The 21,457-nt window shown below is 73.8% G+C and carries 20 protein-coding genes; 9 read left to right on the forward strand and 11 right to left on the reverse strand.

Translation table 11 applies throughout. From position 1 onward, the window contains the following. Positions 1-74: 74 nt before the first annotated feature. A complete protein-coding gene (locus ACGFI9_RS06315; protein WP_393175606.1) occupies positions 75-701 on the forward strand; it encodes a DedA family protein in 627 nt (208 codons plus the stop codon). 348 nt (positions 702-1,049) lie between these two features. Then, positions 1,050-1,664 (forward strand): DUF998 domain-containing protein, encoded by a 615-nt coding sequence (locus ACGFI9_RS06320; protein WP_393175608.1) that lies wholly within the window; start codon positions 1,050-1,052, stop codon positions 1,662-1,664. On the opposite strand, the gene ACGFI9_RS06325 is transcribed toward ACGFI9_RS06320, so the two are convergent. Further along, the gene (locus ACGFI9_RS06325; RefSeq protein WP_393175610.1) at positions 1,642-3,045 is read right to left on the reverse strand and encodes an NAD(P)H-quinone dehydrogenase; all 1,404 of its coding nucleotides are present in this window, start codon (positions 3,043-3,045) and stop codon (positions 1,642-1,644) included. The two genes, ACGFI9_RS06320 and ACGFI9_RS06325, sit on opposite strands and share 23 nt — an antisense overlap. 106 nt (positions 3,046-3,151) lie before the next feature. Here ACGFI9_RS06325 and ACGFI9_RS06330 point away from each other — a divergent pair, with 106 nt between their 5' ends. Next, complete coding sequence (locus tag ACGFI9_RS06330) at positions 3,152-3,607, forward strand: gamma-glutamylcyclotransferase (RefSeq protein ID WP_393175612.1); 456 nt, start codon at positions 3,152-3,154, stop codon at positions 3,605-3,607. A gap of 74 nt (positions 3,608-3,681) precedes the next feature. Here the strand turns inward: ACGFI9_RS06330 and ACGFI9_RS06335 are convergent, their stop codons facing one another. Genes ACGFI9_RS06335 through ACGFI9_RS06350 form a run of 4 tightly spaced genes read right to left on the reverse strand, consistent with a single transcriptional unit; the run spans position 3,682 to position 7,040 of the window. Then, positions 3,682-4,644 carry a GNAT family N-acetyltransferase gene (locus tag ACGFI9_RS06335; protein ID WP_393175614.1) on the reverse strand — a complete coding sequence of 321 codons (963 nt, stop codon included), beginning with the start codon at positions 4,642-4,644 and terminating at the stop codon, positions 3,682-3,684. A gap of 41 nt (positions 4,645-4,685) precedes the next feature. After that, complete coding sequence (locus ACGFI9_RS06340; RefSeq protein WP_393175616.1) at positions 4,686-5,426, reverse strand: hypothetical protein; 741 nt, start codon at positions 5,424-5,426, stop codon at positions 4,686-4,688. Between the two features lie 37 nt (positions 5,427-5,463). After that, complete coding sequence (locus ACGFI9_RS06345) at positions 5,464-6,405, reverse strand: hypothetical protein (RefSeq protein WP_393175618.1); 942 nt, start codon at positions 6,403-6,405, stop codon at positions 5,464-5,466. A gap of 5 nt (positions 6,406-6,410) precedes the next feature. After that, a complete protein-coding gene (locus tag ACGFI9_RS06350) occupies positions 6,411-7,040 on the reverse strand; it encodes an MBL fold metallo-hydrolase (protein WP_393175620.1) in 630 nt (209 codons plus the stop codon). A 122-nt stretch (positions 7,041-7,162) separates the two neighbouring features. Here ACGFI9_RS06350 and ACGFI9_RS06355 point away from each other — a divergent pair, with 122 nt between their 5' ends. Continuing rightward, positions 7,163-8,179 carry a DUF4349 domain-containing protein gene (locus ACGFI9_RS06355; protein WP_393175622.1) on the forward strand — a complete coding sequence of 339 codons (1,017 nt, stop codon included), beginning with the start codon at positions 7,163-7,165 and terminating at the stop codon, positions 8,177-8,179. On the opposite strand, the gene ACGFI9_RS06360 is transcribed toward ACGFI9_RS06355, so the two are convergent. Both ACGFI9_RS06360 and ACGFI9_RS06365 read right to left on the reverse strand, forming a co-directional pair. Then, positions 8,136-9,395: an amidohydrolase gene (locus ACGFI9_RS06360; RefSeq protein ID WP_393175624.1), complete on the reverse strand. Its 1,260-nt coding sequence runs from the start codon at positions 9,393-9,395 to the stop codon at positions 8,136-8,138. The two genes, ACGFI9_RS06355 and ACGFI9_RS06360, sit on opposite strands and share 44 nt — an antisense overlap. Before the next feature lie 750 nt (positions 9,396-10,145). Then, positions 10,146-11,729, reverse strand: coding sequence for a methylmalonyl-CoA mutase (locus tag ACGFI9_RS06365; protein ID WP_393175626.1), 1,584 nt, complete (start codon positions 11,727-11,729; stop codon positions 10,146-10,148). Between the two features lie 208 nt (positions 11,730-11,937). Here ACGFI9_RS06365 and ACGFI9_RS06370 point away from each other — a divergent pair, with 208 nt between their 5' ends. The 4 genes from ACGFI9_RS06370 to lepB all read left to right on the forward strand — a co-directional run bounded on the left by ACGFI9_RS06370 (position 11,938) and on the right by lepB (position 17,079). Continuing rightward, positions 11,938-14,016: a serine/threonine-protein kinase gene (locus ACGFI9_RS06370; protein ID WP_393175628.1), complete on the forward strand. Its 2,079-nt coding sequence runs from the start codon at positions 11,938-11,940 to the stop codon at positions 14,014-14,016. Between the two features lie 49 nt (positions 14,017-14,065). Beyond that, on the forward strand, positions 14,066-15,736 hold the full coding sequence (locus ACGFI9_RS06375; RefSeq protein WP_393175629.1) for a phospho-sugar mutase: 1,671 nt from the start codon (positions 14,066-14,068) through the stop codon (positions 15,734-15,736). A gap of 66 nt (positions 15,737-15,802) precedes the next feature. Then, a complete protein-coding gene (locus tag ACGFI9_RS06380; RefSeq protein WP_393175631.1) occupies positions 15,803-16,318 on the forward strand; it encodes a SigE family RNA polymerase sigma factor in 516 nt (171 codons plus the stop codon). Further along, a complete protein-coding gene (gene lepB, locus ACGFI9_RS06385; RefSeq protein ID WP_393175633.1) occupies positions 16,315-17,079 on the forward strand; it encodes a signal peptidase I in 765 nt (254 codons plus the stop codon). Before ACGFI9_RS06380 ends, lepB begins: the two co-directional genes overlap by 4 nt. A gap of 41 nt (positions 17,080-17,120) precedes the next feature. Here the strand turns inward: lepB and ACGFI9_RS06390 are convergent, their stop codons facing one another. From ACGFI9_RS06390 to upp, 4 genes are all read right to left on the reverse strand, one after another. After that, a complete protein-coding gene (locus tag ACGFI9_RS06390; protein WP_393175635.1) occupies positions 17,121-17,801 on the reverse strand; it encodes a GPP34 family phosphoprotein in 681 nt (226 codons plus the stop codon). A 109-nt stretch (positions 17,802-17,910) separates the two neighbouring features. Beyond that, on the reverse strand, positions 17,911-18,936 hold the full coding sequence (locus tag ACGFI9_RS06395; RefSeq protein WP_393175637.1) for a CU044_5270 family protein: 1,026 nt from the start codon (positions 18,934-18,936) through the stop codon (positions 17,911-17,913). A gap of 100 nt (positions 18,937-19,036) precedes the next feature. Next, positions 19,037-19,576: an RNA polymerase sigma factor gene (locus tag ACGFI9_RS06400; RefSeq protein ID WP_393175639.1), complete on the reverse strand. Its 540-nt coding sequence runs from the start codon at positions 19,574-19,576 to the stop codon at positions 19,037-19,039. 147 nt (positions 19,577-19,723) lie between these two features. Beyond that, the gene (upp, locus tag ACGFI9_RS06405) at positions 19,724-20,356 is read right to left on the reverse strand and encodes a uracil phosphoribosyltransferase (protein WP_393175641.1); all 633 of its coding nucleotides are present in this window, start codon (positions 20,354-20,356) and stop codon (positions 19,724-19,726) included. Between the two features lie 136 nt (positions 20,357-20,492). On the opposite strand from upp, the gene deoC reads away from it, so the two are divergent. Further along, positions 20,493-21,452, forward strand: a complete 960-nt coding sequence (deoC, locus tag ACGFI9_RS06410) for a deoxyribose-phosphate aldolase (protein ID WP_393175643.1) — start codon at positions 20,493-20,495, stop codon at positions 21,450-21,452. The last annotated feature ends 5 nt before the right edge of the window (positions 21,453-21,457 follow it).

Raw genomic sequence — 21,457 nt, forward strand, 5'->3', positions numbered from 1 at the left:
GCTGTCTGCGGTGACGCCGGACACGCCGTCAGGCTCGGACCGGTTCATCGGGGGAATCCGGCGAGGTGACGGTCGTGCCCGAACTCATCTCTGACGTCGCGTCACCCACGTGGGCGTACCTGGTGCTGCTGGCGCTGCTGGCCGCCGACGCGTTCGTGCCGGTCGTGCCGACCCAGGTCGTCATGATCACCAGCGGTGCGCTGACCGTCTACGGCGGGCTGAGCCTGCCGCTCACCATCGCGGTCGGCGCGCTCGGCGTCTTCGCCGGTGACCTGGCCTGCTACCTGCTGGGCCGCAGCGCCCCGGACCGCCGGCAGGCCCGGCACGTCATGCCGGGGCGGGCCCGCCGGGCCGCCGCCCGGGTCACCCGGGGGCTGCGCGAGCCGGGTCCGCTGGTGATACTGCTCTGCCGCTTCGTGCCCGGTGGCCGGATGGCCGCCTGCTTCTCGGCCGGCCGCAGCCGCTACCCGTACCGCCTCTTCCTGCCCTACGAGGCCGCCGCCGCCATCGCCTGGGCCAGCTACGGCACCCTGGTCGGCCACCTGGGCGGCACGGCGCTGACCGAGTCGGCGTGGCGGCTCGTGGTGATCGGCGCGGTGGCGGCGGCCGGATTCGCCGCGGCCGGCTGGGCGATGACCGCGATCAGCGCCCGCAACTCCCGCACCGAGACCCCGGCCAAAGAACCGACCGCAACGCGCTAACCAGCCGGCCGCGCCACACCCCCACGGCTTGAGCCGACACATCGCCGAGAAGCGACATGCCTCTGAGGCATGAATATGCCTCAGAGGCATATCGCTCGTAAGGATTTTCGCCACCGACCCTGACACGCCCGGCCAACGCGCCCGAGCCCGACCGGCCGGGGGCGTCCCCGATCCGCCGGTGCCCGGAGCACCGGACGCGACTCCGCTCAGCTCCTGGGCCTTGGGTGCGTCTGTTGTCGTCCTGGCAGCAACAAAGTGCACCCGAATCACCTCTAGGGGGCGACCCGGGGAGCGAAGTGGGTGGTCGGCCCGGATCCGTTTCGGGTGGTTCCGGCGACAGGCTGAGGCATGCCCGGAAACCGGAAGAGCGGCCTGCTGGCCCTCGGCGGGATCGCCCTGGCGGCGTTGCTCGCCGTACTCGGTCACCTCGAGGTGAACGACGACCTGAATCCGTGGTCGCTGACCGTCAGCGACTTCGCCGTCTCCGACCGGGGCGGCGTCATCGACGCGGCCATGGTGGTGCTCGCCGCGGCGAGCGTCGTACTCCTGTCGGCGCTGCGCCGGGCCGGCGTGCGTCGGCCGGCGCGAGTGCTGCTCGTCACCTGGGCGGCCGGCCTGTTGGTCTCGGCGGTGATACCCACCAACGAGCCCGGTACGGCCATGGGCACGGCCGCCTACCTGCACCGGTACGCGTCGGTGGTGGCCTTCCTGGTCCTGCCGGCCGCCGGCTGGCTGCTCGCCGGCTCCCTGGGCGGACGGGCCGCCGGCTGGCTGCGCGTCCTCGCCCTGACCAGCCTGCTGCTGGCCGGGGCGATGGTCTGGACCGCGTACCCGGGGGACCGGGTGCTGATCGGGCTGGCGGAGCGGCTGCTCATCCTCGCGGAGGTCGCGCTGCTCGCCGTGGTGGCGGCGACCCTGATCCACCGCCCGGCGCGGCGGGTCACTCCAGTTCGTGGAGCATGAGCTGGCGGGCGGCCTCGGTGATCGAGCCCGACAGGCTCGGGTAGATCGTGATGGTCTGGGCCAGCTCGTTGACGGTGAGGTTGTTCTCCACCGCCATGGTGATCGGCAGGATCAGCTCGCTGGCCTTCGGCGCCACCACCACGCCGCCGATCACCTGGCCGCTGGCCGGCCGGCAGAAGAGCTTCACGAAGCCGTCGGCCAGGTCGGCCATCTTCGCCCGGGCGTTGCCGGAGAGCGGCAGCATCACCTGGCGGGCCGGGACCTTGCCGGCGTCCACCTCGTTCTGCGAGACGCCGACGGTGGCCAGCTCGGGGTCGGTGAAGACGTTCGCCGCGACGGTACGCAGCCGCAGCGGCCGGACCGCCTCGCCGAGCGCGTGCCACATCGCGATCCGGCCCTGCATGGCGGCGACGCTGGCCAGCGGCAGGACGCCGGTGCAGTCGCCGGCGGCGTAGATGCCGGGGACGTTGGTACGCGACACCCGGTCGACGGACACGTAGCCGCCCCGGGCCAGCTCGACGCCGTACTCGGCGAGGCCCAGGTTGGCGGTGTTGGGGATCGAGCCGACCGCGATCAGCGCGTGCGAGCCGGCCACCACCCGGCCGTCGGCGAGCACCACCTCGACGCCGTCGCCGATCCGGCGGACCGCCTCGGCGCGGGAGTTGTTGAGGATGGTCATGCCCCGGTTGCGGAACACCCGCTCGATCGCCGACGCGGCGTCGGCGTCCTCGTGCGGCATGACCCGGTCCCGGCTGGAGACCAGGGTGACCTGGACGCCCATCGCCAGGTACGCGCTGGCGAACTCGGCGCCGGTCACGCCGGAGCCGACCACGATCAGGTGCTGGGGCAGCTCCGGCAGGTCGTACACCTGCCGCCAGGTCAGGATGCGCTCGCCGTCCGGGACGGCGGTGGGGAGCTGGCGCGGGGTGGCGCCGGTGGCGATCAGGACGGTCGACGCCGCCACGGAGTACTCCGCGCGAGCCTCCGTCGGGGTGACGATCACCCGGTGGGTGTGACCCAGGGTGTCCTCGCCCAGCCGGGCGGTGCCCGCCACGAACTCGACCCCGGCCTTGACCAGCTTCGCGTGGATGTCCGCGGACTGGGCCAGCGCGAGCCGCTTCACCCGGTCGTGCACCGCCCGGGCATCGACGGTGACCGCCTCCAGCCCGTCGGAGTGCACCCCGAACTCCTCGGTGTCCCGGTAGCCGGTGACCACCTCGGAGCTGGCGATGAAGGTCTTCGACGGGACGCAGTCGGAGAGCACGCAGGCGCCGCCGGCCCCCTCCGCCTCGACCACGGTGACATCAGCGTCCAGCTGGGCGGCGACCAGCGCCGCCTCGTACCCGGCCGGCCCCCCGCCGATGATCACGATCTGGCTCACAGCGCTCGCCCCTTGTCAGTGCTCACAGTGACTTTCTTCTCCCCGTCGCGCTCGACACGCACCGTCGTATTCTCCCCCACCCGCCGACCGGGCTATCGTCATCGCCGTGCGTCTGTACGCCGCTTATGGCTCAAACCTGGACCCCGCTCGCATGCGCGCCTACTGCCCGCATTCGCCGATGGTGGGCACCGGCTGGCTGGAGGGGTGGCGGCTCACCTTCGCGGGCGAGGACGCCATCGGCTGGGAGGGCTCGGTCAGCACCGTGGTCGAGTCCCCGGGCGACCGGGTCTTCGTGGCGCTCTACGACATCAACCCGTACGACGCCGCGCAGCTCGACGAGCTGGAGGGCGTGGCCGCCGGGACGTACCGGAAGCTGACCGTCCGGGTCTCGACGCTGGACGGGGACGTGACCGCGTGGGTCTACGTCTTCGACGGGTACGAGGGCGGCCTGCCGACGTCGTGGTACCTGTCGGAGATCGCGAACGCGGCGGAGAAGGCGGGCGCGCCGGACGACTACGTCACCGAGCTGCGGTCCCGCCCCACCGGCACCGCGTCGGCCTAGAGGCTCTGCCACGCCTCCAGTCTGCTCCGGCCGGGCCCCCGGCCGGTCGGCGACCCCGGAGTGGGGGTCACGGGTCACACAGCCGTGGCGGTCACCGGCCGCTCGTACATGTCGGTCCAGCGCTGCTCGCGCAAGCCGACGGAGCGGTAGAGGGTCACCGGGACGGTCGGGTTGGCCAGGTCGACCCCGAGCCCGGCGCCGGCCCGGCCCTTGGCGGCGTAGACCGCGAAGGCCCGCCGCAGCAGCGCCGCCCCCACCCCGCGCCGCCGGTACGCGGGCAGCACCGAGAGCGTCCTGACCCAGCCCAGGTCGTGGTCCAGCGCCTGGTCCGAGGACTGGAGGGCGCCGGCCGGCACCCCGTCGACCTCGGCGACGAACCACTCGTCCCAGACCTTCCCGTACGAGGGGAGCAGCTCCCGCCACTGCGCGAAGCCGAGCGGCTCGTAATCCGGGGTGTCCCGGAACGCGGTGTCGAAGATCCGGTGGAACTCGCGCAGGTCCGCCTCGTCGTCGGGGCGCAGCGGCCGGACGGTCACCCCGGGCGGGGGCGGCGGCTCGGCGGGCAGGTCGGCCAGCGAGCGGGTCATCCGGACGTACCGCTTGACCAGGGTGAAGCCCGCCTCGGCCAGCTCGGCCGCCCAGCGGGTCTCCGGCGCGAAGACCGCGGTGCGGACGGTGAGCGCGGGCAGGTCACGCTCGGTGGCCCGCTCGGCGACCCGCTCGAGCAGCCGCTCCAGCAGCGGCGCGCGCAGCTCGGCCCCGCGCTCGGGGTCGACGTAGACCTCGACGAACTCCCGGCCCACCCCCGTCGGGTTGCTCAGGATCGACCAGGCGACCACCACCCCGTCCGGGTCGGTGACCAGCCACGAGTCCCGGGCCATGTCGACGAAGGGGGCGGTCAGCGCGTCCCGGACGTCCTCGGCGTCGAAGTCCGGGTAGCCGACGGCGAAGGTGTCGGCGGCGTGCACCACCGTGAGGATCGCGGGCACGTCGTCGAGGGTGGGGCGGCGGGCGGTCCAGCCGGCGGGAAGCGTCACGCCGGCATCCTGGCAGCCGACCCGGCGGTCGCGCCGCTGATTTATCCGCCACGCAGGTGCAGCCGGGCGGCGGTGAGCAGGTTGAGCAGTTCCGCCCCCTCGCCGGGGGCGAGCGCCCGGAACGCGGCCGAGGCGAGCCGGTCGGTCACCGCCTCGGCCCAGAGCCGGCGCCGCACCAGCGGCCCCACCGGCGGGTACGGGGGCGACCAGCCGCACGCGGCGGCCCCCGCCTCCCCCTCGGGTCCGGCCAGCACCGCCTCCAGCGGGGTCATCCCGGCGGCCCGCACGGCCAGCAGGTACGCCCCGGCGAAGTGCTCGCGGAGCAGCAGCAGCGCCACCGCCACCCGGGCGCCCGGCGAGCGGTCCGGGACCGGCATGGCCCGCCAGGCGGCGAAGAGCGGCATCCCGCTGCCCTCGGCGGCGTCGACCGCCCGTTGCAGCAGGCCGGCCAGGCGGGGTGACTCGGGGGCGTCGCCCAGCCGTTCGGCGCCCCACCGGCAGCACTCGGCCAGGTTCGCCTCGGCCACCTCCAGCGGCCGGACGGTACGCACGGCCCCGTCCCAGCCGTCGGCGACCGCGTCCGGGGCGATGAAGCCGAGCGCGGCGGCCACCGTCTCGGCCCGCACGTCGCCGAGCGCGCCGGCCCGCCCGGTAATGTAGAAGGCCCACCCGGAGATGCCGAGCAGCCGGGCCCGGCGCAGGGTCGACGGGCAGCGGGCGAACGCCTCCCCCAGCTCCAGCACCAGCGGCTTGCTGGCGGCGGCGACCTGTTCCGGAGTCATCGGCGCGCCGTCCGTCCACCATGGTCATCCATCACGGTCAGTCTGCCTCGTGACCACCCTCCGATGCATCCTCCTCTTCGGCGTCGAGCGCCTCCAGCGCGCCCTCCACCTCGCCGGTGCGCCGGCGGGCCGCGGTGACCGACCGTTCCGCGCCCCGCCGGGCCAGCTTGGCGCGGCTCAGCTCCTGCTCGGCGGCGGCCCGCCGGCGTTCCAGCTCGGCCAGCTCGGTCTCGATCCGGTCCAGCGTCGCGGCGCCGTCCTGCTCGGCGCCGGTGGCCTCGGCCAGCTCGCGTTCGGCGCGGTCCTGGTCGTCGCGCGCCTTCGCCAGTTCGCGTTCCAGGGCCCGGCGGCGTTTCGCCCGTTCGGCCCGCGCGGCCCGTTCGGCGGCCCGCTCGTCGCGCGCCCGCCGGCTCTCGGCCCGCTCGGCCGCCCGTTCCCGTGCGGGCGGCTCCTCGCCACCGCCCCCGGTGACCAGCCGAAGCTGCGGCCGGGGCACCTCGCCGAAACCGGCGTAGTGGACGGTTCGGAGCAGCCGGCCGGCCCGGACCTGCCCGGCGACCTCCGGGTCGGCGAGGGCGGCGTTGAGGGTCGCCTCCACCTCGGCCAGCGGCAGTTTCCCGGCCGGCGGGGCGGCCGGCTCGGCGGCGGCCAGCTTGCGTACCTCGGCGACGAGGGCGCCGACCACGGCCCGGCGCTGCGCGGAGAGCTCGCGCAGCTTGGCGCCGCGCAGTTCGCGCTGGGCGGTGCGCAGCGAATCGGCGAGGTGGGCCAGATCGGCGACCAGTTCGGGGCGGCGGATCGCGAGCAGGTTGACCAGCCAGGCGGCCACGGTGGGCCGGCGCAGGCGGCCGATCTCCCGGGCGCCCTTCGCGTCGCCGGCCCGGCGCGCCTCGGCCACGGCGGCGTCCCGGGCCGCGACGAACTGGTCCGGTGGCGTCGCGTACAGCCGCTGGACCAGGTCGGGGGTGGGTCCGGGCACGGCGGTCAGGCGTCGATCCGGGTGCCCGGCTCGAGGCGGCGGTAGTCGGTGTTCGACAGCGCGGTGTACTGCCGGTCGAGCACGCCGAAACCGTTGGCGTTGAGCAGCCCGTCGTGCAGCGCGTACGCCCGGCGCGGGGCGACCGCCCGGATGAAGTCGACCACCTCGGAGAACTTGTTCCAGGGCGCGTGGATCGGTGCGAAGAGGGTGTCCACCTGGACGTCGTCGGGGACCACCAGTGAGTCCCCAGGGTGGTACACCACGTCGTTGAACAGGTAGCCCAGGTTCTGGACCACCGGGATGTCCGGGTGGATGACCGCGTGCTGGCCGCCGTACGCCCGGACCGCCACGCCGGCGGCGGTGAACGACTCGCCCGGCGCGACTACGACCAGCGCGTCCGCCGCGTCGCCGAGGACACCGGCGAGCGAGGCCGGGCCGTGGACCGGGATCGGCCGGCGCGCCAGCGCACGGGTCAGCGCCTCGACGTTGACGTGGTCCGGGTGCTCGTGCGTGATCAGCACCGCGTCCGCCCCGTCCAGCGCCTCGGGTTCGCAGTAGACCCCGGGGTCCACGACGAGCACTCCCCCGTCGTGCTCGATCCGGAGGCAGGAGTGGGCGTACTTGGTGACCTGCATCGTGACTCCTCGATTATCGAATCGTGACGTCCTCGTCGCAGTCTGCCGGAACCGGCGCGATGACGCGTCGCGTCCGAGGTATCGACCCCGGGCCCGGGGTCGTCGACGAGCGGAGCGGGGACATGAGCGAGCGTCAGCTGAAGGGCAGCACGCGCGGACGAGGAAGACCGCGCCGGGGCGTACTGCTGGCGGTGGTGGGACTGGCCGCGGTACTGGTCGCCGGGGGCTGCGGCGCGGACGGCGGGAACAGCGCATCGGACTCCGGACGGGCACCCGTCGCGGGCGGGGCCGCGGACGCGGGTGCCGGCGCGGCCCCGGAGAAGGCGGCACCGGCCGCGACCGGCTCCGGCGGGGCGGACCTGCGGGTGGACCAGCGGTCGATCATCTACACCGGAACCATGCGGGTCCGGGTGGCGGACGTGGAGCGGGCGGCCCGCGAGGCGACCGACCGGGTGACGGCGGCGGGCGGTTTCGTCGGCGGCGACCAGCGCAGCAGTGAGTCGTCGGACGCCCGGGCCGAGCTGACCCTGCGGGTGCCGGCGGACCGGTTCACCACGGTCATCGACCAGCTGGCCGGGCTCGGCGAGCAGGAGCGGCGGGAGATCCGGACGGAGGACGTCACCGAGGAGACCGTCGACCTGGACGCCCGGATCGCCACCCAGCGCGCCCGGGTGGACAGCGCCCGGAAGCTGCTGGCCCGGGCCACCACGATCAACGAGCTGGTCACGCTGGAGAACGAGGTGGGCCGGCGGGAGGCCGACCTGGCGTCGCTGGAGGCGAAGAAGCGCCGGCTGGCCGACCTGACCGCGCTCTCCACCATCACGGTGACCTTCCTCGGCCCCGACGACACCACTGCCGACGAGGGACCGGAACTCGGCTTCCTGGTCGGGCTGAAGGGCGGCTGGGACGTCTTCGTCACCACGTTCTTCGTGCTGCTCACCGTGCTGGGCGCGGTGCTGCCGTTCGCTCTGGTGATCGGCGTACCGGTGGTGCTGCTGGTCCGGCGGGCCCGGCGGAGGCGGGCCCGGCGTGCGCCGCCGGCCGGTCCGACCCCGGTGGTGCCGGGACCGGCCGGTCCGTCGGGTGGTCCGGCGCCTAGCGGGCCGCCGCAAGTGCCCGCAACGCGGTCTGCACCATGAGGCGCACGCCGACCGGGATGGCGCGCTCGTCCACGTCGAACGAGGCCCGGTGCAGGTCCACGTTGGGCCCGTTCCGGCCGACACCGAGGCGGGCGAGCGCGCCCGGCACGTGCTCCAGGTACCAGGAGAAGTCCTCGCCGCCCATGCTCTGCGGGGTCTCCGCGATCCCTTCGGGACCGAGGGCCGCCGCGGTGGCGGCGGTGAGCACGCCGATGGCCCGGGCGTCGTTGGTGACCGGCGGGCGGCCGCGCAGGTACTCCAGGTCGACGGTGGCCCCGGTCGGGGCGATGACGTCCCGGACCACCTGAGCCACGATCTTCGGGGCCTGGTCCCAGGTGTCGCGGTCCATCACCCGCAGGGTGCCGGCCGCGCACGCCTCGGACGGGATGACGTTGTAGCGGGTGCCGGCCGACGCGTGGCCGAACACCAGCAGCAGGCCGCTGTTGGCCGGCACCCGGCGGCTGACCAGCGTCGGCACCTCGGTGACCAGCCGGCCGAGCGCGTCGACCAGGTCGACCGTCAGGTGCGGGCGGGCGGTGTGCCCGCCCGGCCCGGTGAGCCGGACGGTGACGTTGTCGGCGGCGGCGGTGATCGGGCCGACCCGCAGGCCGACCTTGCCGACCGGCAGGTTCGGGTCGCAGTGCACGGCGAAGATCTGCACCACGTCGTCCAGGCCGCCGGCCTCGATGACCTCCAGCGAGCCGCAGGGCAGGATCTCCTCGGCCGGCTGGAAGATGAGCCGGACCCGGCCGTCGAGCTGGCCGAGGTCGGCGAGCTGGGCCAGCAGCATGCCGACCCCGAGCATCACCGTGGTGTGCACGTCGTGCCCGCAGGCGTGGCAGACCCCGTCCACGGTGGACCGGTACGGAACGTCCTTCGGATCGGTCAGCGGCAGCGCGTCGATGTCGGCGCGGAGCGCGATCACCGGGCCGTCCGGGCGCCCGTCGATGTCGCAGATGACGCCGTTGCCCTTGGGCAGCAGTCGCGGGTTCAGCCCGGCGAGGGAGAGCTCCCGGTGGATCAGTGCGGCCGTCTCGAACTCCTCGCCCGACAACTCCGGGTGGGAGTGGATGTGACGGCGGGTGGCGATGAGCCCGGGTACCCGGAGGGCGAGCAGATGGTCCAGCTCGAAGGGCAGGGGTTGGGACCCGGATGGCGTCTCCGGCCAGGACGACGCCAGTGGGCTGCCGGAAGGCAGCGTCAACGCACTCGTCACGTCGAATTCTCGATCACTAGAGATGGATGGATCTTCGGGGAGAACAGCAGACAGCCTAGACCTTCGGCGGTGACGCTGTGCAACATCTTTCGCGTAGCGGTCGGACCGCACAGCGTCACGAATGCCCTGGTAAGAGGGCTCAACTATTTGCGGGACAGCAGGTAGATCGGGGTCGAAGGCCGTCATCTGTCCCACACCTCCTACAACGCGTAACCGTTTCAGCGGTCACAAATCCGGGGCCGCCGTTCCGAATTGTCGCATTAGTCGCGCCAATTAACTGCCGCTCGGACAATTGCGCGACAACGCTCGGCTGTCGGGCGACTCCCGAGGGTGACATGCCGGTCCGAAGTGCGACCGCACACGCTGTCCGTCCCGATCACCGGATCGGGTTACCCGCATTCCGACCGACCACTCCGGCCGCGTGTCTGAAAGCCACGCCGCGACCCTGAGCAGTCGTCCGCACACGTGCCCCGACGGCGGGCGCCACTGCCCCGCGGCCGGCGGGCCGGCCCGGGCGACATCGCCCGGGAGGTCCGCACCGAAAGTGCCGCCGGGGGGCCGGCAGGCACGAGCCGCCGGCACCTTCGCAGAGCCGTCACCGCCCCCGCGCGCATGCGGGGAGACCATCGACTGTACGCCCGCAGCGACCACCGTGACGAGAGCGTCCGCCCAGGTCAGGGGTCACCCCTAGCAAAATGGACGGCCCGCGCCGGGCACCCGGGTGGGTGCCCGGCGCGGGCCGTCGTCGGGTCAGAACCGGTCGCTCGGCCGGTACGTCCCCCACACCTCGCGCAGCGTGCCGCAGACCTCGCCGACCGTGGCCCTGGCGCGCAGCGCCTCCTTCATCGGGTAGAGCACGTTCTGGTCGCCCTCCGCGGCCGCGCGCAGCTCGGCCAGGGCCCGCTCGACCGCGCCGCCGTCCCGCTCGGCGCGCAGCTTGGCCAGCCGCTCCGCCTGGGCGGCCTCGATCGCCGGGTCCACCCGCAGCGGCTCGTACGGCTCCTCCTCGTCGATCCGGAACCGGTTGAGCCCGACCACCACCCGCTCGCCGGAGTCGATCTCCTGCGCGATCCGGTACGCGGACTGCTCGATCTCCCGCTTCTGGAAGCCGGCCTCGATCGCGTCCACCGCCGAGCCGTGGTCGAACACCCGCTGCATCAGCTCGTCGGCGGCCGCCTCGATCTCGGCGGTCATCGCCTCCACCACGTACGAGCCGGCGAACGGGTCGACGGTGGCGGTCAGGTCCGTCTCGTACGCCAGCACCTGCTGGGTCCGCAGGGCCAGCCGGGCCGCCTTCTCGGTGGGCAGCGCGATCGCCTCGTCGAAGCTGTTGGTGTGCAGCGACTGGGTGCCGCCGAGCACCGCGCCGAGGCCCTGGATCGCCACCCGGACCAGGTTCACCTCCGGCTGCTGGGCGGTGAGCTGCACGCCGGCGGTCTGGGTGTGGAACCGCAGCATCATCGACTTCGGGTCCTTCGCCCCGAACTCGTCGCGCATCAGCCGGGCCCAGAGCCGCCGGGCCGCCCGGAACTTGGCGACCTCCTCCAGCAGCGTGGTGCGGGCGACGAAGAAGAACGACAGCCGGGGGGCGAAGTCGTCCACGGCCAGCCCGGCCGCGAGCGCCGCGCGGACGTACTCCACGCCGTTGGCCAGGGTGAACGCGATCTCCTGCGCGGGCGTCGCCCCGGCCTCCGCCATGTGGTAGCCGGAGATGGAGATGGTGTTCCACTTCGGCACCTCCTTGCGGCAGTACGCGAAGGTGTCGGCGACCAGCCGCAGCGACGGCTTCGGCGGGAAGATGTACGTGCCCCGGGCGATGTACTCCTTGAGGATGTCGTTCTGGATGGTGCCGTTGAGCGCCGAGCCCGGCACCCCGGACTCCTCGGCGACGAGCTGGTAGAGCAGGAGCAGCACCGAGCCGGGCGCGTTGATGGTCATCGAGGTCGAGACCTTGTCCAGCGGGATGCCGTCGAAGAGCAGCCGCATGTCCTCGATCGAGTCGATGGCGACGCCGACCTTGCCCACCTCGCCGTGCGCGATCGGGTCGTCGGAGTCGTACCCCATCTGGGTGGGCAGGTCGAACGCGACGGAGAGGCCCATGGTGCCGGCGCGCAGCAGCTGGTGGTAGCGCGCGTTGGACTCGGTGGCCGTGCCGAAGCCGGCGTACTGCCGCATGGTCCACGGACGCGAGGTGTACATCGTCGGGTAGACCCCGCGGGTGTACGGGTACTCGCCCGGGGCGCCCAGCCGCTCGGCCAGTTCCCCGGGCAGGTCCTCCGCGGTGTAGACGCCCTTGATCGGGAAACCGGACTCGCTCGACCGCCGTTCGCTCATCCCCGGATGGTAGGACGCGGGAAGACATCGATGAGTGAGGGATTCCGCACATTCGGGGACCGGGCAGGGGTGGCCGGGCCGTGAGTAGGCCGCCACGTACGGTCGAGTAGGTAAAGGTCCGCCGCGTCGGGTTTCGCATCGGCCGTCGGAACCAGCAAGATAGGGGGGTTGTGTCCCAGCCCCCTCGATATCCCCCGGTGGCTTTTCTGTGACTCAGATCCCGACGTGGAGCGGCGGACCGGTCAGTCCCCCCACTGGACGCGCGGCGCCCGGCACCACCATCGGTGGTCGCTACTCGCTGCGGTCGCCGGTGGGCAACGGCGGCATGGGCACGGTCTGGCGCGCGACAGACACGCTGCTGCGCCGCGACGTGGCGGTGAAGGAGGTCGTCCTCCCGCCCGGTCTGGCCCCCAGTGACCGCGACGCGATGTACGAACGGACCCTCCGCGAGGCCCGCGCCGCCGCCGCGATCCAGCACCCGGCCGTGGTCCAGGTGTACGACGTGGTCACCGAGGGTGGCCGCCCGTGGATCGTGATGGAGCTGCTGGACGCCCGCAGCCTCGCCGACATGGTGATCGAGGACGGGCCGGTCGCGCCCCGCGCGGTCGCCAAGATCGGCATCGCGCTGCTCGGCGCCCTGGAGGTGGCGCACGCGATCGGCGTGCTGCACCGCGACGTCAAGCCGGCCAACGTGCTGATCTGCTCCGACGGCCGGTGCGTGCTGACCGACTTCGGCGTCGCCCGGATGCCCACCGACGTGCAGCTGACCACGCCCGGCATGGTGCTCGGCTCACCGCACTTCATCTCGCCGGAGCGGGCCATGGGCCAGGACTTCGGCCCGCCCAGCGACCTGTTCTCGCTCGGCGTCACCCTCTACACGGCGGTCGAGGGGCGCCCCCCGTTCGACCGGGGCGACCCGATCGAGACCATGCACGCCGTGGTCGAGGACCCACCGGCCACGCCCCAGCGCAGCGGCCCGCTGACCCGGGTGCTGATGGGCCTGCTGGAGAAGGACCCGGCCCGCCGGCTGGACGTGCACACCGCCCGCGCCATGCTGCGCGAGCTGCTCGCCGGCCCGCTGACCAGCACCGCCACCGCGGTCAACTCGGTCACCGACCCGTACGCCGTGGTGCCGGTGCAGCGGCCGGCCGCGCCGGCGCCGGCCGCTCCGGAGCCGAAGCCGACCGGGCAGATCGGCGGCCGGGCGATGATCGCCCCCGGTGAGTCGCTGACCGACCGGCTGGCCGCCCTGCGCCGCGGCGAGCGGCCCGAGCCGACCGCGGCCGCCGCGGGGGCGGCGCTCGACGAGACCAGCGCGGACGCGATGGCCGGGGCGCTGCACACCCCCACCGGCGCCATGCCCGACGCGACCCAGCGCATCTCCCCCGACGCCACCCAGCGGATCGGGGACGGCGCGAACCCGGGCGCGACCCAGCGGATCACGCCCGGCGTCCGGCCGGACGCCACCCAACGGATCGGCGGCGGATATCCGGACGCCACCCAACGGATCGGCACCGGCCACCCGGACGCGACCCAGCCCGTCTACGGCCGGGGCGTCGAGGCCACCCAGCCGGTGTACGGCGGCGGCCAGTGGTCGGTGCCGGGCACCGGCCAGCCGTGGGCCGCCCCGGCGCCGGCCGGCGGCCCGGGCAGGGCCAAGGGCGTCGGCCAGCTCGTCGGCACGGTCAAGGGCTGGCCGCGCAAGGTACAGCTCGCGGTGGCCGGCGGCGTCGCCGTGCTGCTGCTGGTCGGGGTGATCGCCCTCTCCGGCGGCGGCGACAAGCAGCCACCGCCGATCGTGTCCTCGCTGCCCACCGGCAGCGCCCAGGCCACGCCCCCGGTGGACATGCAGGAGGAGTCCGTCAAGGGCGTCACCCTCCAGGTGCCGAAGGGCTGGGACAAGCGGACGTCCGGCGGCGTGTTCGTCGACTTCGTCGACCCGCAGCAGGACGGCCGGAAGGTGCGGGTCCTCGCCGAGAAGTGGGACGGCACCCCGACCCGGTGGGCCGAGTCCGCCTCGCGCAACCTCCGGGACCGGAGCAAGGCCTGCGCCAAGCCGTACGAGCAGCTCGCGATGACCGAGACCACGCTGGCCGGCAAGCCGGCGGCCGAGTTCGAGTACACCTGCGGCGACGGCGACACCAAGCGGCACGGGGTGTGGCGGGGCGTCGTGCAGGACGGCAAGGTCTACTCGTTCTACCTGACCGCCAACGAGGCCGACTTCGCCGCCAGCAAGCCGATCTTCGACGCGATGGCGAGCTCGTTCAAGTTCGGCGGAGGCAGCTGAGCCGAGGCCGACGGACCGTGGTGATCCGCCGCCGTGCTATCAAGAGGCAATGGCGGCGGATACCACTGATCTTGACGAACTTCGCGAACAGGCCCGGCGGTGGCTCGACGACGACCCCGACCCGGCCAGCCGCGACGAGCTGCGCGCCGTCCTGGACGGCCTGCCGGGCAGCGCGCCCGAGCTGGCCGACCGGTTCGCCGGGCCGCTGACGTTCGGCACCGCCGGGCTGCGCGGCCCGCTGCGGGCCGGCCCGAACGGCATGAATCTCGCGGTGGTCACCCAGGCCGCCGCCGGGCTGGTCGCCTGGCTCGCCGACCAGGGCGGCGAGGGCCCGCTGGTGATCGGGTACGACGCCCGGCGCGGCTCGCGGGCGTTCGCCGAGCGCACCGCCCAGGTCGCCACCGGCGCCGGCCGGCCGGCGCTGCTGCTGCCCCGCCCGCTGCCCACCCCGGTGCTCGCGTACGCGGTGCGGCACCTCGGCGCGGTGGCCGGCGTCATGGTGACCGCCAGCCACAATCCGCCGCAGGACAACGGCTACAAGGTCTACCTGGGTGCCGGGCTGGGCGGGGAACTCGGCGCGGGGGCGCAGATCGTGCCGCCGGCCGACGCCGGCATCGAAGCGGCCATCCGGGCGGTCGGCCCGCTGGCCGAGGTGCCGCTCGGCCCGCCCGGCGAGGTGCTCGGCGACGACCTGGTCGCCGCGTACGTGCAGCGGGCCGCCCAGGTGGTCGACCCGACCGGTCCGCGCGACCTGAAGGTGGCCTACACCCCGCTGCACGGGGTCGGGGCCGCCGTGCTGACCGCCGCCTTCGCCCAGGCCGGGTTCGCGGTGCCGGGCGTGGTGCCCGACCAGGCCGAACCCGACCCGGCCTTCCCGACCGTGAACTTCCCCAATCCGGAGGAGCCGGGCGCGGTCGACAAGCTCGTCGCGCTGGCCGGCGCGACCGGCGCGGACATCGCCATCGCCAACGACCCCGACGCGGACCGCTGCGCGGTGGCCGTACCGGACCAGGCCGGCGGCTGGCGGATGCTGCGCGGGGACGAGGTGGGCGCGCTGCTCGCCGACCACCTGATGCGGCGTGGGGTCACCGGCCTGTACGCCACCACCATCGTGTCGTCGAGCCTGCTCCGGGCGATGTGCGCGGCCCGCGGCCTGCCGTACGACGAGACGCTGACCGGGTTCAAGTGGATCGTCCGGGCCGGTGGCGGGGCCGAGCCGCTGGTCTTCGGCTACGAGGAGGCGCTCGGCTACTGCGTCGCCCCGGAGCACGTCCGGGACAAGGACGGGATCACGGCCGCGCTGACCGTCGCCGAGCTGGCCGCCGGTCTCAAGGCTCAGGGCCGTACGCTCACCGACCGGCTGGACGAGCTGGCCGCCGAGTTCGGCGTGCACCACACCGACCAGCTCTCGGTCCGGGTGGACGACCTGCGGGTGATCGCGGAGATGATGACCCGGCTCCGGGGGGCCACCCCGACCTCGCTGCTCGGGCACCCGGTCACCGAGGCGTCCGACCTGCTGCCCGGGGCGGACGTGGTGATCCTGCGCACCGACGCGGCCCGGGTGGTGATCCGCCCCTCCGGCACCGAGCCGAAGCTCAAGGCGTACCTCGAGGTGGTGGAACCGGTCGCCGACGGCGACGTCGCCGCCGCGCGCGCCCGCGCCACGACCGCCGTGGCGGCGCTTCGCGCCGAGATCGCTGCCGCCTTGGGCGTTGCCTAGCAGCGGTCGGCGGGGCAGCGCCGGAAGGCGTGCAACCTCGCCGAGCCCGGTCTCGTTCTGCTGGCTGTGACCCCCTCAGAGGAACAGGCCTTCACCCAGTTCGTGCAGGCTCACGGGACGCGTTTGTTACGCCTGGCACGGCTGTTGGTGCCGGACGCGACCGAGGCCGAAGACCTGCTGCAGACCGCCCTGCTCCGGCTCGCCAACCACTGGTCGAGGCGGCTGGACTCGCCCGAAGGGTACGTGCGGACAACGCTGGTCAACCTCGTCAAGGACCGGAGCCGACGCAGCCATCTGGTGCCCGTGCCCGTGCCGGCCGATCCGGACCGGGCGACCGCGGGGCCGGACCACGCCGAGGCGATCGTGGCCCGCGCGCAGCTCGATCAGATCCTCGGACTGCTGCCACCTCGGCAGCGCGTGGCGGTCGTGCTGCGGGTCATCGACGGGCTGAGCGAGGCCGAGACGGCCTCGCTCATGCGGTGCTCGACCGGCACCGTCAAGAGCAACCTGGCGCGCGGGCTCGAGAAGGTTCGCGCTGCGCTGACCACCACCCTTACCGCCGTGGAGGAGACCGCACGATGAACGACACCTTGCAGATGACCGGCGAGGCGGCGGAACGACTGCGCGTCCTCGCCGCAGCGGCGGCGCCAACCGCGCAGGCTCGCCCGGACCTGGCCCGCCTCGTCCTCGACCGAACGCGTCGGCAGCGGCGATTCCGGCGATTGAGCCGTGTCCTGATCGGTGCCGGAGCCGGGGTCGCGGTGGTGAGCACCCTGGCCGCGTCCACGCTGCTCGGTCGCAGCGACTTCTTCACCGTGGCCGAGCCCAGCACCGCCATGGAGCCCAGTATCCGGGTCAGCGAGCAGGTGGTCTTCAACAAGAAGCTGGTGCCTGCCCGTGGCGACGTCGTCCTCGTCCATCTCAGGGACGCCGACACCGGGGCCGAGTACGACGCCATCCTCCGGGTCGCCGCCCTGGCTGGCGACAGCATCGGCTGCCCGGCCAGCCCGAGCGGCCGGTGCGAAGCGCTTGTCGTGAACGGCGCCCCGTTCCCCGAGCCGTACCTCGGGACGGCGGTCACCGACCCGTTCCCCACCACCACGGTCCCCGCGGACACGATGTTCCTGCTCGGCGACAACCGCTCGGCGGCGAACGACTCCCGCTACCGGGGGCCGGTCGAGCTGGATGCCGTGGACGGGGTGGCGGTGGAGATCAAGGGGGCGAACGGTCCGGCTCGGGCCGTGCCGGGGGCCCCGTCCCGCACCGGCCCCGGCGACCGCGACAACGTCGACCCGGCGGGTCCGGTCCCGCCGGCCGGCGTTTCGGTACCCAGCTCCCGATGACGCCCCGACGCATAGGACCCGCGCAGCTCGGGCCTCGGGCCTTACGGCTTGGGCTTGCCGAGGGCGGCGTCGACGGCCTGGGCCAGGGCGGCGATGACCAGGCTGATCGAGGGGCGGACGACGCTGTCGTCCAGGCTGACGTCGCCGGAGAAACCGGCACCGGTGGCGATCTCCTCCAGCCGCTTGCGGGCGTCGTCGGCGGCGTTGCCGGTCAGGCCGAGCGCCGGCTCCATCCGCAGCACCGCCACCAGGGTGGCGAGCGCCGCCGTCCGCTCGTCGGGGAGCTGCCCGCTGGTCAGCGCCTCCGCCAGCCGGCGCCGGATGTCGGCCTCCACCGAGGCGTCGGCGACCGGGTACCGGTGTACGTGGATGAAGCCCAGCTCGGTCTCGTCGACGTCCCGGACCACGCCCCGGCCGCACAGGTCGCCGAGGATCCGGTCGCGCAGCCCGTGCCGCAGCCGCTGCACCCAGGACGACGGGGTGTGCGGCGTGTCGGCCGCGATCTTGGCGAGGACGGCGTCCGCGATGGGCTCGCCGGTCGGGGCCGGGTCGATGACCGCCAGGGAACCCTCGGCGTACGCGATCCGGCCGGCCAGGGCCAGCTCGACCAGCACCGCGGCGGCCATCCCGAGATCCAGGCTGATCCGCGGCATGGTCGCCTTGCCGGTTTCGTCGTCGTAGGCGAGGAGCAGCAGCTCTTCGGCGAGCGCAACACCAGTCATGGCCGCAGACGCTAGCGGGTACGCGCATCCCGCGCACCAACTCGCCACCGATGGCGCGCCGACGCACGGCGTGAGCGGGCCGCCCGCCCCACCCACGCCGGTCTCACCGTCAGCCGAGCGTGTCGGTACGGCGGCCCTCGAGCAGCAGTCCGTAGTGCAGCACCCGGTGCCGCGGGGCCAGCTCCAGGTGCTCGTGGGCGAGCAGCTCACCGGTGGACGGGTCGAAGACCAGCAACATCTGCACCCGCTGCGGCTGGCCCGTCGGCATGGTGAGGTCGGCGGTGACGCCGACGCCGGCGCGGCCGGCCCGGTCGACGACGCGTCCCCGCCACACGAAGCCGGGCTTGCCGGCCAGGATGGTGAGGATGTCGGCGCGGGTCCGCCGCGGGAGCAGGTGCTGGGCGTAGACGTTGTACGCCGCCACGGCCACGTCACCGGCCGCCCGGTCGGACCGGAGCAGGCGGGCGAGGACCGCTCGACCGGTGGGCAGTCGTCTCCCGGCGGCCAGGTCCCGGGGTTCCTCGACCGGCCCCGGGGGGCGCCCGGTCCCCGACGGGGCGGGTCTGGGGGGCTGCCTCGTCCAGTAGTCCCGGGACGCCGCGTCGGGGAACTCGAGGTCCAGCACCGTGCTGTCGGACCACCGGCGCCCGTCGGGCGTCGTCCAGCTGCGGCGCTCGTCCACGTAGCTGGCCAGGTAGCCTTCGGGCGAGAACAGGGTCGTGCGGCCCCAGAACTTGATCCGCTGGTAGGCGTAGCGGCCACCCTCGCGGTCGTAGGACGCGTCGGTGAGGCCACCGGCGAGCGCCCGCAGGTGCGGCCCGGCCGGCTCGCCGTCGGTGGCGATCTCGTAGCCCACCGGCTGGAGCACGGTCCCGCCGGCCTGCGGGACCGGTCCGGTGGGTGCCGGGCCGCGCCGGAGGACCGGCACCAGGCCGGCGGACGCGGCCGCGGTCGCCGCGGCGGCCGCGCCGACGAGGAGGGTACGGCGGCTCGCACGCCGGCGGGTCGGGGGCGGCGCCGAGTTCTCGGCGCGGAGGATCAGGTCGTGCGCGGAGAGCGGCGCCGCCGGCACGACGACGCCACGGGCCGGGTCGGCCGGGCCCAGGAGGTCCCGGACCTGCTGCTGGGTGTGCATGCTGCTCCTCTCGGACAAGGGCGGACGCTCGGACATCGGCGGACGCTCGGACATCGGCGGACGCTCGGACATCGGCGGACGCTCGGACATCGGCGGACGCTCAGACATGGGCGGACGCCGGCCGGGGGTCGTGGCGGGGCGGCCGGGTGGCCAGCGCGGAACGCAGTCGACGGCGGGCCCGGAACAGCCGCACCGCGGCGGCGGACCGGGTGCAGCCCAGCGCGGCGGCGGCGTCCGCGACGCTGAGGTCCTCCCACCCGACCAGCCGGAGGATCTCCTGGTCGGCCTCGGGCAGCGCACGCAGCGCCCGGCGCAGGTCGAGCACCGGCGCCACCGCGTCGGGCCCGACGAGCCCCGCCGGCACCTGGTCGGCCTCGCTGAGCGGGAGCAGGGTGGGCGCATCCCGCCCGTGCCGCCACCGGTTGGCCACGGTGTGGCGGGCGACGGCGTAGAGCCACGGGAGGGCGCGTTCGGGGACCTCACCGCGCCGCCGCCAGACGACGACGAACACGTCCTGGGCGAGTTCCGCGGCCGCGTCGGCGTCCGGTAGCCGCCGCAGGCCGTACCTGAGGATGTCCGGGTAGTGCGCGGCGTAGAGGCTGGTGAACCAGCCTTCGTCCCGCTCACCCACGGGTTTCATCTGATCGCTCTCCCGACCGGAGTTCCTGACAGGGACACCAGGTATGTGTCGTGGGCGGGGCGGATCATTACCGGCGGGTGCGGAACGGGTGTCCGGAAACGGCGCCGCCCCGGCGTGGGCCGGGGCGGTGGGCACGTCTGGGCGGGACTAGAAGCGGGGCATGCCGCCGAACTGGCGGTCGCCGGCGTCGCCGAGGCCCGGGACGATGAACATCCGGTCGTTGAGTCCCTCGTCGATGGAGGCGGTGACCAGGCGCAGCGGCAGGCCGCTCTGCTCGAGCCGCGCGATGCCGACGGGCGCGGCGAGGACGCACAGCACCGTGATGTCGGTGCAGCCGCGGTCGGCGAGCAGCCGGCAGCAGTGCTCCAGCGAGCCGCCGGTGGCCAGCATCGGGTCGAGGACCAGCACCGGCAGGCCGCTCAGGTCCCGGGGCAGCGACTCCATGTACGCGCGCGGCTCGTACGTCTTCTCGTCCCGGGCCAGGCCGACGAAGCCCATCGACGACTCCGGCAGCAGGCCGAGCGCGGCGTCGGCCATGCCGAGACCGGCCCGCAGCACCGGCACCAGCAGCGGCGGGTTCGCCAGCCGGGTCCCCTCGGCGGCGGTGACCGGGGTCTGGATCGGGTACTTCTCCACCGGGAAGGAGCGCGCCGCCTCGTACACCAGCATCGTGGTGAGTTCGTGCAGCGCGGCCCGGAAGGTCGCGGAATCGGTCCGGGCGTCCCGCATGGCGGTCAGCCGTGCCTGGGCGAGCGGGTGGTCAATGACGTGTACGTCCACGAACGCTCAACCTACCGGTCTCCGGGGCGTCGCACTGCGGGTGCCGGTTGACCAGCGACGCCGCTCACGTACGGCGCTCAGCTCCGGACCTGAGTGACCAAGATCACTCGACTCGCGGGTGCGTAGTATTCGGGGCATGACGGCGACAGCGACGTCGGCCCGGTCGGACCTCTCCGAGCTGGGACGATCCGAGACCGCTCTGCGGACCTTCCTGCACGGCCTGCCCGGCGTGGACCAGGTCGGCGCGGAGCAGCGGGCGGCCCAACTCGGCACCCGCTCCATCAAGACCACCGCGAAGGCCCAGGCCATCGACCTGGCGATCCGGATGGTCGACCTGACCACCCTCGAAGGGGCCGACACCCCCGGCAAGGTGCGGGCGCTCGCCGCCAAGGCGGTGCGGCCCGACCCGGCCGACCCGTCCTGCCCGCACGTCGGCGCGGTCTGCGTCTACCCCACGATGGTCCCGTACGTGGCCGAGGTGCTGCGCGGCAGCGGCGTGCACCTGGCCAGCGTGGCGACCGCCTTCCCGTCGGGCCAGGCCCCGCTGGAGGTCAAGCTCGCGGACACCCGGTCGGCGGTCGAGGCCGGGGCCGACGAGATCGACATGGTGATCAACCGGGGTGCCTTCCTGGCCGGCCGCTACAAGGAGGTCTACGACGAGATCGTGGCCACCAAGGAGGCCTGCGGGGACGCCCACCTCAAGGTGATCCTGGAGACCGGCGAGCTGGCCACGTACGACAACGTGCGGCGCGCCTCCTGGCTGGCCATGCTGGCCGGCGGCGACTTCATCAAGACCTCCACGGGAAAGGTGCCCGTCGCGGCCACCCCGCCGGTGACCCTGGTGATGCTGGAGGCGGTCCGCGACTTCCGCGCCGCCACCGGCCGGCAGGTCGGCGTGAAGCCGGCCGGCGGCATCAAGACCACCAAGGACGCGATCAAGTACCTGGTCATGGTCAACGAGACCGTCGGCGCCGACTGGCTGGACCCGGACTGGTTCCGGTTCGGCGCGTCCAGCCTGCTGAACGACCTGCTCATGCAGCGCACCAAGCTGAAGACCGGCGTCTACGCCGGTCCCGACTACTTCACCCTGGACTGAGCGCG

This window comes from Micromonospora sp. NPDC048930, assembly GCF_043197935.1.
Taxonomy (GTDB): domain Bacteria; phylum Actinomycetota; class Actinomycetes; order Mycobacteriales; family Micromonosporaceae; genus Micromonospora.

Excerpts from the sequence above, each read along its gene's own strand:
- ACGFI9_RS06340 (WP_393175616.1), bottom strand. The coding sequence starts at position 5,426 with ATGACTCCGGAACAGGTCGCCGCCGCCAGCAAGCCGCTGGTGCTGGAG.
- ACGFI9_RS06400 (WP_393175639.1), bottom strand. The coding sequence starts at position 19,576 with ATGAAACCCGTGGGTGAGCGGGACGAAGGCTGGTTCACCAGCCTCTAC.
- ACGFI9_RS06375 (WP_393175629.1), top strand. The coding sequence starts at position 14,066 with ATGGCGGCGGATACCACTGATCTTGACGAACTTCGCGAACAGGCCCGG.
- lepB (WP_393175633.1), top strand. The coding sequence starts at position 16,315 with ATGAACGACACCTTGCAGATGACCGGCGAGGCGGCGGAACGACTGCGC.
- ACGFI9_RS06365 (WP_393175626.1), bottom strand. The coding sequence starts at position 11,729 with ATGAGCGAACGGCGGTCGAGCGAGTCCGGTTTCCCGATCAAGGGCGTC.
- ACGFI9_RS06395 (WP_393175637.1), bottom strand. The coding sequence starts at position 18,936 with ATGCACACCCAGCAGCAGGTCCGGGACCTCCTGGGCCCGGCCGACCCG.
- ACGFI9_RS06390 (WP_393175635.1), bottom strand. The coding sequence starts at position 17,801 with ATGACTGGTGTTGCGCTCGCCGAAGAGCTGCTGCTCCTCGCCTACGAC.
- ACGFI9_RS06320 (WP_393175608.1), top strand. The coding sequence starts at position 1,050 with ATGCCCGGAAACCGGAAGAGCGGCCTGCTGGCCCTCGGCGGGATCGCC.
- ACGFI9_RS06355 (WP_393175622.1), top strand. The coding sequence starts at position 7,163 with ATGAGCGAGCGTCAGCTGAAGGGCAGCACGCGCGGACGAGGAAGACCG.
- ACGFI9_RS06350 (WP_393175620.1), bottom strand. The coding sequence starts at position 7,040 with ATGCAGGTCACCAAGTACGCCCACTCCTGCCTCCGGATCGAGCACGAC.
- deoC (WP_393175643.1), top strand. The coding sequence starts at position 20,493 with ATGACGGCGACAGCGACGTCGGCCCGGTCGGACCTCTCCGAGCTGGGA.